Origin of the sequence: Kitasatospora sp. NPDC056181 (assembly GCF_042266225.1) — a bacterium.
Classification (GTDB): Bacteria; Actinomycetota; Actinomycetes; order Streptomycetales; family Streptomycetaceae; genus Kitasatospora.
In genome coordinates, this window is record NZ_JBHJUK010000217.1 from 1 (window position 1) to 11165 (window position 11165).

The 11165-nt window shown below is 73.0% G+C and carries 8 protein-coding genes; 5 read left to right on the plus strand and 3 right to left on the minus strand.

Annotation, left to right across the window (positions count from 1 at the left end):
* Nucleotides 1-34: 34 nt before the first annotated feature.
* Complete coding sequence (gcl, locus tag ACFC1F_RS40505) at nt 35-1813, minus strand: glyoxylate carboligase (protein ID WP_209415115.1); 1779 nt, start codon at nt 1811-1813, stop codon at nt 35-37.
* A gap of 1417 nt (nt 1814-3230) precedes the next feature.
* Between gcl and ACFC1F_RS40510 the strand changes: the two genes are divergently transcribed.
* Nucleotides 3231-4793: a SulP family inorganic anion transporter gene (locus ACFC1F_RS40510; RefSeq protein WP_376166466.1), complete on the plus strand. Its 1563-nt coding sequence runs from the start codon at nt 3231-3233 to the stop codon at nt 4791-4793.
* A gap of 319 nt (nt 4794-5112) precedes the next feature.
* On the opposite strand, the gene murJ is transcribed toward ACFC1F_RS40510, so the two are convergent.
* Nucleotides 5113-6792, minus strand: coding sequence for a murein biosynthesis integral membrane protein MurJ (murJ, locus tag ACFC1F_RS40515; RefSeq protein ID WP_376166455.1), 1680 nt, complete (start codon nt 6790-6792; stop codon nt 5113-5115).
* 316 nt (nt 6793-7108) lie between these two features.
* On the opposite strand from murJ, the gene ACFC1F_RS40520 reads away from it, so the two are divergent.
* Complete coding sequence (locus ACFC1F_RS40520; protein WP_376166457.1) at nt 7109-7405, plus strand: MTH1187 family thiamine-binding protein; 297 nt, start codon at nt 7109-7111, stop codon at nt 7403-7405.
* Between the two features lie 68 nt (nt 7406-7473).
* On the opposite strand, the gene ACFC1F_RS40525 is transcribed toward ACFC1F_RS40520, so the two are convergent.
* A complete protein-coding gene (locus tag ACFC1F_RS40525) occupies nt 7474-7959 on the minus strand; it encodes a DoxX family protein (protein ID WP_209415037.1) in 486 nt (161 codons plus the stop codon).
* Between the two features lie 166 nt (nt 7960-8125).
* On the opposite strand from ACFC1F_RS40525, the gene ACFC1F_RS40530 reads away from it, so the two are divergent.
* The 3 genes from ACFC1F_RS40530 (at nt 8126) to ACFC1F_RS40540 (ending at nt 11112) form a co-directional block, all read left to right on the plus strand.
* Nucleotides 8126-8716, plus strand: coding sequence for a TetR/AcrR family transcriptional regulator (locus tag ACFC1F_RS40530; protein WP_376166459.1), 591 nt, complete (start codon nt 8126-8128; stop codon nt 8714-8716).
* A 186-nt stretch (nt 8717-8902) separates the two neighbouring features.
* A complete protein-coding gene (locus ACFC1F_RS40535) occupies nt 8903-10330 on the plus strand; it encodes an MFS transporter (RefSeq protein WP_376166461.1) in 1428 nt (475 codons plus the stop codon).
* On the plus strand, nt 10327-11112 hold the full coding sequence (locus ACFC1F_RS40540; protein WP_376166463.1) for an SDR family NAD(P)-dependent oxidoreductase: 786 nt from the start codon (nt 10327-10329) through the stop codon (nt 11110-11112). The genes ACFC1F_RS40535 and ACFC1F_RS40540 overlap by 4 nt, the downstream gene beginning before the upstream one ends.
* Nucleotides 11113-11165 lie beyond the last annotated feature (53 nt).

Consider the following 11165-nt stretch of genomic DNA (forward strand, 5'->3'; position numbering starts at 1 on the left):
CTCTCGGCGTGCGCCCGCGTCCGCCCGGTGTGGCTCAGAGCGCCAGCGGCTTGATGGCGGTCGGGGCGTGCTCCGGCAGGGTGGCGAGCTCCTCGAACTCGGTCACGTTGCTCATGTCGACGGTCTTGCTCATCGAGATGTTGGTGATCCGCTCCAGGATGGCCTCGACCACGACCGGGACGCTGTGCTCGGCGGCGAGCTTCTTGGCCTCCTCGAAGGCGGCGCCGAGCTCGTTCGGGTCGGTCACGCGGATCGCCTTGACGCCCAGGCCCTCGGCGACCTTGACGTGGTCGACGCCGTAGACGCCGAGCTCCGGGGTGTTGATGTTCTCGAACTCCAGGTTGACCTGGAAGTTGATGTCCAGCCCGATCTGCGCCTGACGGATCAGGCCCAGGTAGGCGTTGTTCACCAGGACGTGGACGTAGGGGACCTTGTGCTGGGCGGCGACCGCCAGCTCCTCGATCATGAACTGGAAGTCGTAGTCGCCGGACAGCGCGACGATCGGGGTCTCCGGGTCCGCGGTGGCGGCGCCGATGGCGGCCGGGATGGTCCAGCCGAGCGGGCCGGCCTGGCCGCAGTTGATCCAGTTGCGCGGCTTGTAGACGTGCAGCATCTGCGCGCCGGCGATCTGGGAGAGGCCGATGGTGGTGACGTACCGGGTCTCCGGGCCGAAGGCCTTGTTCATCTCCTCGTAGACGCGCTGCGGCTTCATCGGGATGTTGTCGAAGTGCGTGCGGCGCAGCAGGGTGGCCTTGCGCTCCTGCGCGGACGCGGCCCAGGCGCCGAAGTCGGGCAGCGTGCCCGCGGCCTTGAGCTCCTTGGCGACCTCGATGAAGAGCTCCAGCGCGGCCTTGGCGTCGGAGACGACGCCGTAGTCCGGGGCGAAGATCTTGCCGATCTGGGTGGGCTCGATGTCGACGTGGACGAACTTGCGGCCCTTGGTGTACGCCTCCAGGTTGTACCCGGTGTGGCGGTTGGCCCAGCGGTTGCCGATGCCGAGGACGAAGTCCGACTCCAGGAAGGTCGCGTTGCCGTAGCGGTGCGAGGTCTGGACGCCGACCATGCCGGCGCTCAGCTCGTGGTCGTCGGGGATGGTGCCCCAGCCCATCAGGGTCGAGATGACCGGGACGCCGGTCAGCTCCGCGAACTCGACCAGCAGGTCGGAGGCGTCGGCGTTGATGATGCCGCCGCCGGCGACGATCAGCGGGCGCTCGGACTCCAGCAGGAACCGGATCGCCTTCTCGGCCTGGGCGCGCGAGGCCCGCGGCTTGTAGACCGGCAGCGGCTGGTAGGTCTCGGGGTCGAACTCGATCTCGGTCTGCTGGACGTCGATCGGCAGGTCGATGAGGACCGGGCCGGGACGGCCGGAGCGCATCAGGTGGAAGGCCTCCTGGAAGACGCCCGGGACCTGGGCGGCCTCCAGGACGGTGGTGGCCTTCTTGGTGACCGGCTTGGCGATCGAGGCGATGTCGACGGCCTGGAAGTCCTCCTTGTGCAGCTTGGAGACCGGGGCCTGGCCGGTGATGCACAGGATCGGGATCGAGTCGGCGATCGCCGAGTAGAGGCCGGTGATCATGTCGGTGCCGGCCGGGCCGGAGGTGCCGATGCAGACACCGATGTTGCCGGCCTTGGCGCGGGTGTAGCCCTCCGCCATGTGGGAGGCGCCCTCGACGTGGCGGGCCAGCGTGTGCCGGATGCCGCCGCCCTCCTTGAGCGCCTTGTAGAAGGGGTTGATCGCGGCGCCCGGCACGCCGAACGCGACCTCAACGCCTTCGAGCTTGAGGATCTCCACTGCCGCGCGGGCGGCTGTCATACGAGGCATCGGGTTTCTCCTGCGTCGGCCCGCAGTGGGTCGGAGGGCTCATCTCCAGAATTCCACCATACGGAAGAACGGTTTCTGTATGCGGAAACAAAGTAAGGCGACGCCTGGCGAGGCGTCAAGGGGAGCTTCAACAGAATGTGGAAGCCGGTGGCTCGGCGGAAACCGCAGGTCGCGGGTGGCGGGTGACGGTCGCGGGGTACGGCGGATGCGATGCCCGGATGCGATGCGGGGGTGCGGTGCAGGCGTGCGGCGTCGGGGTGCGATGCAGGCGTGCGGCGCCGGGGTGCGATGTAGGCGTGCGGTGTCGGGTGGTGTGCCGAGCCGACGTGTCCGGCGGGTGCCGCGGTGGGGAGCCGGGGTGGGGGGCCGGGGTGGGGTGCCGGCCGTTCGGCCAGGCTGTCACGGCGGGGGTGGCCGATCCATCGCCCGTTCCTCCAGTCCGCGGCGCCGGGTCGGGGTGTCCCGTCGTCCCTTCCTGCAAAGCGCCTGCCCTGCAGAGTGCCCGCCCCGCGGGGCGGTCCTCGTTCGCATACCAGCACGATGGCCGAACGCGCATGCCCGCCTGAGGGTCCGATTCGGGCCGAAATGTGGTGTCGGTGTGCTGTCGGAGTGAAGGCCTGGTGTGCGAGGTTGGCCCGGCCCGGGCCCCTGGGTACCGTCGGTGGCACGCCGGACCCGTCATGGTTGCCATGTTCAACTAGGGCCGCGGCAGGGGGGGTTGGGATCAACCGGGGGGTGGGGGAGCTCCGGCTGTCGTGTCCCGCCCAGGACCACGCGCGTCCGGTCCGCCCGCACCCGGCCGAGGGACACACCCCCTGACCGCACGCCCCCGGACCGCACGCCGCCGACCCGACATCCACCGCCACCACCCGGCCCGCCGGGGCGCCGGCCGTACCGCTGCCGGAGTCCCGCGCCCTCCCGCCGCGTGCCCCGCCCCGCCCTGCCTCCCGCTCTCGGCTCCAGCTCCCGGCCCGCCCGGGAGGCCGCTCCCGTTCCAGCTCCCACGCCTACTCCCGCTCCCGGTCGCGCTCCCGCTCCCGGTCCCGGTTCCGAACTCGCCGATGCGCCGGGCTCCCGCCGATGTACCGGGTCTCCCCGCCGATGTACCGGGCCGCCGCTCCGGCGCGCCCGGACGTCCCCACCCAGTGGCGCGCCCCTCCCTCCGGCGGGCGCGCGGAAGGAACGCACCCATGTACCGACCTGCCTGTCCTCTCCCCGCCCGCCCCCTTCGCGTCCCGGCGGCCGGCCGGTGAGCGCCCTGCCCCGGCGCCGCAAGAGCCCGCCGGGCGGCCCGCGCCGCAACCCCGCACGCCGCAACCCCGCACGCCGCGACGTCCATCACCCCGGCGCCCCGCCGGGCCTCGGCCGCACGCACCGCTCGCCGCGCCGTCGCACCCCGGCCGCAGCGCTGCGCGCCGTGCCCTGGCGCTTCGACCTGCCGGCCTCGCTGGTGGTCTTCCTGGTCGCCCTGCCGCTCTGTGTCGGGGTGGCCGTCGCCTCCGGGGTCCCCGCCGAGCTCGGGCTGGTCACCGGGATCGTCGGCGGCCTGGTCGTCGGCGCATTGCCCGGCAGCAGCCTCCAGGTCAGCGGACCGGCCGCCGGCCTGACCGTCCTGGTCTACGAGGCCGTCCAGGAGTACGGCGCCGGCGCCCTCGGCGTCCTGGTGCTGGCCACCGGCCTGCTCCAGCTGGCGATGGGCGCCCTGCGCCTGGGCCGCTGGTTCCGGGCGATGTCCGCCTCCGTGGTGCACGGCATGCTCGCGGGCATCGGCCTGACCCTGCTCTCCGGCCAGCTGTACGCGCTCGCCGACCGCAGGGCGCCCTCGACGGGGCCGGAGAAGATCGCCGGGCTGCCCGCACTGCTGCACGACGCCGTCACCGGCTCGGCCACCCCGAGCGCGGTGGCCCTCGGCGCCGGCACCCTGCTGGTGCTCGTCTTCTGGAAGTACCTGCCGCCGCGGGTGGCCCGGTCCGTGCCCGCACCGCTGGCCGCCGTCGGCCTCGCCGCGGCCGTGACCGCCGCCGCGGACCTCCCGGTCGCCCGGATCCGGGTCTCCGGCCTGCTGGACGTGGTGGAGCTGCCGGACCGCGGCGCGCTCGGCGCACTGGCGAGCACGGCCGGCCTCGGCACCATCCTCGCCTTCACCCTGATCGCCTCCGCGGAGACGCTCTTCAGCGCGGCCGCCGTGGACCGGATGCACCACGGCCCGCGCACCGACTACGACCGCGAGCTGACCGCGCAGGGCGTCGGCAACACGCTCTGCGGGCTGCTCGGAGCCCTCCCGATGACGGCGGTGATCGTGCGCAGCGCGGCCAACGTGCAGGCGGGGGCGCGGACCAAGGCCTCGCGCGTCCTGCACGGGCTCTGGCTGTTGCTGTTCACGGCGCTGCTGCCCGGCGCGCTGGGCCTGGTGCCGCTGACCGCGCTGGCCGCCGTCCTGGTGCACGCGGGCGCCAAGCTCGTCCCGGTCCGGCGGATCGCCGCGCTCTGCCGGGACCACCGCGGCGAGGCGGTGGTGCTGGTGGTCACGGCGGCGGCGATCATCGGCACCGACCTCTTCGAAGGGGTGCTGATCGGGATCGGCCTGGCGGTGGTCAAGTCGGCCTGGCAGACCTCGCACCTGCACATCGACGTCGAGGAGCTGCCGGCCGCCGAGGGCGGTGGTGCCGGCGAGGGCAGCGGTGTCGGCGAGGGCAGTGGTGTCGCGGAGGGCGGCGTTGCGGTCGGCCCGGACGGCGGCGGGCCGCTGATGCGGGTCCGGCTGAGCGGCAACGCGACCTTCCTGCGACTGCCCCGGCTGCTGGACGCGCTGGAGCGCCTGCCCGCCGACCGCCCGGTCGAGCTGGACTGGTCCGGGCTGCGCCACCTGGACCATGCCTGCACGGTGGCGCTCACCACCTGGGCCGCCCAGCACCGCGCCCGCAGCTCGGCGACGCTGGCGGTCGAGCCGCCGTTGCCGACGGTGGCCTGACGGGGCGCCGGTCCGGTCAAATCGGCTGGCAGAAGCGGGTATTGAGCAGCCGAGGTGCTGCGGCGAGGATGTCGATCCGGCGGTCGGGCTGCTGTCCGCCGGTGGACACCCCTTCGCATCCGACAAGGAACTCTGTCGTCAGGGCAGGCTCCGCGAGCTTGAGTTCGGATCTCTCGGGCTCAAGTCGCGCACTCACAGTCGTACTTCTGGCGCGATCCGGGAGTCGGCAGTCGGCAGTCGGCAGCCGGTGGTCGGGACACCGGGGAGCCGGATGCTTCCCGCCGGCTCCTCGGTGTCCCGCGTGCCGCGACGAGCCGGATCAGCCCAGCCCTGGCAGGCCGCGCAGTTCCCCGATCCGCAGAAGCCGCGCAAGGAGGAGGAACAGCAGCGCCATCGCGGTGCCGCCCGCGGTCAGCGAGACGGCGGGCGTCCAGGCGGCCGGTGTGAGGCCGTGGCTGCAGAAGCGGGCGATGAGCCAGCCGGCGGCTCCGGCGCCAGTGGCGGCCGCGGTCAACTTGGCGTAGGTGCGGCAGATCCGACGGCCGTCGAGCAGTCCCCCGGTGCGCCGCCTGAGCCGCAGGGCCGTGAGCAGCAGGCCGACGGCGTAGGACAGGGAGTAGACGGCGGCCATCCCGGTGACCGCCCACCGGGGGGACAGCAGCAGATGGCAGACCACGGCCAGAGCGATGTTGGTGCCACTGATCCACAGCGCCATGCGGAACGGCGTGCGGGTGTCGGAGAAGGCGTAGAAGCCGCGCAGCAGGAGGTACTGGGCCGAGAACGGGATCAGCCCCAGGCCGAGGGCCTGCAGCATGTGGCCCAGCGGGACGGTCTCTGCCGCGTCGGCGGCTCCGTGGGCGAACAGCAGTTGCGCGATCTGCGGACCGAAGACGACGAAGAAGAACGCTGCCGGGACGATGACGACGCCGCTGATCCGGAGCGCGCGGGACAGGTCGGCGCGCAGGTCGTCGAGACGGTGCTCGGCTACCGCCCGGCTCATGCGGGGGAGGAGCGCGGTGACGAGGGAGACCGTGACGATCGACTGGGGGAGCATCCATATCTGCTGGGCGTAGCTGTAGGCGGTGTAGCCGACCCCGTCGTGGGGCAGGGCGGCGTCCGCGGCGGAGGCCAGGCGGGTGACCACGGTGCTCGCGACGAGGTTGGCCAGGACGAACAGCAGGGTCCAGCGAGCTGCGCCCAGGCTCTCGCGAAGGCCGGTGCCCCGCCAGTCGAAGCGCGGTCGCAATCGAAAGCCGGCTGCGTGGGCGTAGGGGATCAGGGCCAGCGCTTGGAGGGCCAGAGCGAGGGTGGTGCTGATGCCGAGCAGCCTGACCTGGGCATCGGTGATCTCCGAGACCTTCTTCGGTGCGGTCATCATGCCGAGGTAGAGGCCGAACATCGTGATCAGCACGATGTTGTTCAGGACCGGGGTCCACATCATCGCCCCGAACCGGTTCCGGGCGTTGAGGACCTGCCCGAGGATGCTGAACGCGCCGTAGAAGAAGATCTGCGGGAGCAGGAAGCGGGCGAAGACCACGGTCAGCTCGAACGCGTCATGCGTGGTGGGAGTGTCGTTCTGATAGACGCTGATGATCTCGGGAGCCGCCCAGGTGGCCAGCGCGGTGCCGATACCCAGGACGCACAGGACGAGGGTGACCAGGCGCTGCTCGAAGGCGGCCCCGCCGTCGGGGTCCTCCGTCCGGGCCCGGACCAGTTGGGGTACCAGGACGGAGTTCAGAGCGCCGCCGATCAGCAGGAAGTACAAGCTGGTGGGCACCGTGTTGGCCTGGTTGTAGGTGGTGGCCAGCAACCCGGTGCCCAGTGCTGCGCCTTGCAGCACCTGCCGGATCAGGCCGGTGGCGCGCGAGACGACCGTTCCCACGGCCATCAGTGCGGACGACCGCAGCACACCACCGGCCTTGGCCTGCTTGGGGGCCGCGTGTTTCCTGCGCTGCACGCTCGACCGCTCTAACTTCTCAAGCGATGTCTCCTCGATCATTTGAACAATCTAGCCTTCGGTCCTCGGACTTCAGCCGTCGGCGTCCGGGGGCCGGTCGGGCTTGACGGTCGGTTGGCGTGGCTGCGGCGGTGTGACGGTGTCGGGGTGACGGCGGGTGTGATGACCCCGGCGTGAAGGCGGGCTGACGGAGTGTCGGCGCGCTCCTGGGCGCCGGGCGCGGGTCGGGCGCGAGGTTAGCCTGGTCGCGGCGCCCGGTGGCCCGCAGGGCCGGGGCGTCGTGACCAGTCGTCCGGGAGATCCGGGAGATCCGGTACAGCCGGTAGAGCCGGTAGATCCGGGAGAGGAGCGCAGAACCGTGATCGCAGCGTTTTCGGTCACCCCGCTGGGGGTCGGCGAGGATGTGGGGGAGGCGGTGGCCGCCGCCGTCCGGGTGGTCCGCGCGAGCGGGCTGCCGAACCGCACCGATGCGATGTTCACCAGCATCGAGGGGGAGTGGGACGAGGTGATGCCGGTGATCCGCGACGCGATCGAGGCGGTCAAGGCCTACAGCGGCCGGGTGAGCGCCGTCATCAAGATCGACGACCGGGCCGGGGTGACCGACGGGCTCAGCGCCAAGGTGGCGACGGTGGAGCGGTACCTCGCCGAGGAGTGATCGGTGCGGGGGGGAATCGGTGCGCGGGACGGCCGCGCGAGGACGGCCGTCCCGCCGTAGACCTCCGGTCAGCCGGCCGGGGTCGGCTGCGAGCCGTGTCCGGAGTGTTCGGCCCGGCCGGTGCGGCCGGCCCGGACGCCGGCCCGCCCGGTGAACAGGCGGTCAACCGCGAAGGGGCCGGAGCCGAGCACGGCGATCGCGAGGAACGCCCAGCAGAACATCACCGAGGCCTCGCCGCCGTTCTGCAGCGGCAGCAGCGCGTGCTCCTGATGGACGGTGAAGTACGCGTAGGCCATCGAGCCGGAGCAGAGCAGCGCCGCGATCCGGGTGCCGAGGCCGGCCAGCACCAGTGCCCCGCCGACGAGCTGGATCAGGGCGGCCCACCAGCCGGGCCACTGCCCGACCGGGATGGTGCCGCCGCCCTTGGCGCCGCCGAAGACGCCGAAGAGCGAGGCGGCGCCGTGGCAGGCGAAGAGCAGTCCGACGACGACCCGAAAGGCCGTCAGGACGACGGGGCGGGCCGAATCGAGTGCCTGTTGAACGGTGGTCGGCATGGGGACGTGCCTCCAGTGGGGGGAGGGGCGGGGACGGAGAAGAAGTAAGGTTAGGCTTACTGGCACATATTTGACAATACTCCGTCAAATCGACCGTACTCGAAGCAATGGTCTAGACCTCCCTTCTTTCTTGACCGATCGATCTGGATATGACTAGGGTTCAGGTATGGCACGGACCAAGGAATTCGACCCTGACGCGGCTCTCCAGTCGGCTCTGGAGCTGTTCTGGCAGCGCGGCTACGAGGCCACCTCGATGGCCGACCTGGTCGAGGGGCTGGGGATCGCCCGCGCCAGCATCTATGCCACCTTCGGCAGCAAGCGCGAGCTGTACCTGCGCGCGCTGGAGCGCTACGGCGAGCAGTGCGACCCGGTGCTGCTGGCCGAGCTGTCGCAGCCGGGTCCGGTGCTCCCGGCCGTTCGCGCCCTGGTCCGCCGCTATGCGCGGGAGGCCGGCGAGGACGGCGACGGCGGGCTCCGGCGCGGCTGCTTCGTCACCAACACGGCGGTCGAACTCGCCCCGCACGACCCGGGCGCGGCCCGCCGGGTGGCGGCGAGCCTCGGCCACCTGGAGACGGCGCTGACGGCCGCGCTGGTCCGCGCCGAGGCGCAGGGGGAGCTGCCCGCGGGGCGTGACCCGCGGGCGTTGGCGCGGATGCTGCTCGTGCTGCTCCAGGGGATGCGGGTGATCGGCAAGGCCGGCGACGGCGCGGCCCGCCTGCACGACGCGGCCGAGCAGGCGCTCGCAGTGCTGGACTGAGTCCGTCCCGGGCGGCCGGTGGTCGCCGTTTTCCCGGTCCCGATACTGGACCGAGCGGTCAATATAGTGAGGGGGTTTGTGGTGGAACCACTGTCGTTACGGCTGGACCCAGTGCGGTTAGACCCAGTGCGGTCGGACCCGGTGCCGCCGGATCCAGAGTGGTCGGACCCGGTGCCGCCGGACCCGGTGCGGTCGGGTCCTGCCCGGCCGGGCTCCGCCGGGCAGGGCTCCTCCGGACGCGGCTTCGCGCTGCTCGGCGCCGTCCAGGCGGTGCTGATCTTCACGATCATGATCCTCTCCGTCCCGCTGCCCCTGGTCGCCCGGGAGTTCGGCCTCGGGCCCTCCGGCGTCCTGCTACTCAGCGCCGCCTACGGGCTCTCCTTCAGCTCGCTGCTGCTGCTCGGCGGCCGGCTCGCCGACCGCCACGGCGGTCGCCGGATGCTCCGCGCGGGCCTCCTGCTGCTCGCCGCCGCATCGGTCGCCTCCGCCGCCGCCCCCACCTACCCGTTCCTGCTCGCGACCCGCTTCGTCCAGGGCGTCGGCGCCGCCCTCGCCGCCCCGGCGGCGGTCGCGGTCGTCCGGGCACTCCTCCCGCAACCCGCCGCCTACGGACGGGCGATGGCCACCTGGGGAGGGCTCTCGGTACTCGGCGCCACCGCCGGCAACCTGCTCTCCGGCGCGGTCACCGCCTGGGCCTCCTGGCGCTGGTTGTTCGGCGTCCCCGTACTCGTCGCCGTCGCCGGGCTCGCCCTCTCCGGTCGGCTGCTGCCGTCCGCCGGGCCGGTGCCGGGCGCCCCCTCCGCCCTCGACCTGCGCGGCGCCGCCCTCGCCACCACCGGTGTCTGCGCGGCCAGTTACGGCCTCGTCGCGGCCGGCGAACACGGCTGGGGCGCACCGACCGTCCTCGGCCCGCTGGTCGTGGGCGCCGCACTGCTGCTCGCCTTCGCCGCCGCCGAACGCCGCACCGCCGATCCGCTGCTGCCGCCCGGCTTCCTCGCCGACCGCCGGCGGGCCACCGCCCTGGCGGCCGTCATGGCGACCGCCGCCGGCACCGCGCTGACCTTCCTGTTGCTCCCGCTCTACCTCCAACAGGTCCGCGGCTGGGGCGTACTGGCCACCTCCGCCGCCTTCCTCCCGTACGCCGCGGTGCTGCTCCTGGCCGGCCGCCTGGCCGCGCCGCTCACCGCCCGGTACGGCGCCGCCGCCGTCACCGCCGGGGGTCTGGCGGTGGCCGCCGCCGGACTGGCCCTGCTGGCCGGCCTCGCCCCCGCGACCCCTTACGTCACCGGCCTGCTGCCCGGGTTGCTCCTGCTGCCCGCCGGGGCCGGCCCGGCCTTCGCCGGTGCGGCGGTGCTCGCCACCCACGGCGTCCCGCCCGACCGCACCGGCCTCGCGGCCGGGGTCCTCAACACCGCCATGGAACTCGGCCCCACCACCGGCGTCGCCGCCCTGATGGCGCTCGCCGCCACCCGACCGACCGAGGTCGGCGGCTACGCCGTCGCCTTCGCGGCCGCCGCGGCGGGGCTCGCCCTGACCGCCGTGGCGGTCACCTTCCTGACCCGCTCCACCCATTCCGCGCACCCGCTCAACCACACCGAGGAGTACTCCGCATGACCACCCGTACTGCCACCAGCACCGTCACCCGCTTCGCCGACAAGTCCGTCCTGGTCACCGGCGGCGGCACCGGCATCGGCCGCGCCGTCGCCCTCGCCTTCGTCCGGGAGGGGGCCCGCGTCGCCGTCGCCGGCCGCACCGGGAGCTCGCTGGCCGAGACCGTCGCCCTGATCGAGGAGGAGGGCGGCACGGCCGTCGCCCTCGTCGGGGACGTCACGAAGAGCGCCGACGCCGCCCGCTTCGTCCAGGAGACCGTCGAGCGGTTCGGGGCGCTGGACGTCGCCGTCAACAACGCCGGCATCCTCGGGACCCCCGGCCCGCTCGCCGACGTCGAGGAGGAGGACTGGCAGCGCCTGGTCGACACCAACCTGACCGGCACCTGGCTCGCCATGAAGCACCAGATCGCCCGGATGCGCGCGAACGGCGGCGGAGCCATCGTCAACATCTCGTCCAACCTCGGCACCCACATGCGCCTGCCCGGCCTCGGCGTCTACGCCGTGACCAAGGCCGCCGTCGCCACCCTGACCCGCGCCGCCGCCCGCGACCACATCGCCGATGGCGTCCGGATCAACTCCGTCAGCCCCGGCCCCGTCGAGACCACCATGTCCACCCGCCCCGGCGAGAACGCCGCCGACAAGGCCGACCGCATGAAGGCCCAGGTCCCCGCGGGCCGGGCCGGCGCCCCCGAGGAGATCGCCGCCGCCGTCCTCCACCTCGCCTCGCCCGAGTCCGCCTACACCGTGGGCGCCGACCTCGTCCTCGACGGCGGCATCACGGCCTGACGGACCTCGGCCTGACGGACCTCGGGCGGAACGGCCGGGCCGCCCGGCCGTTC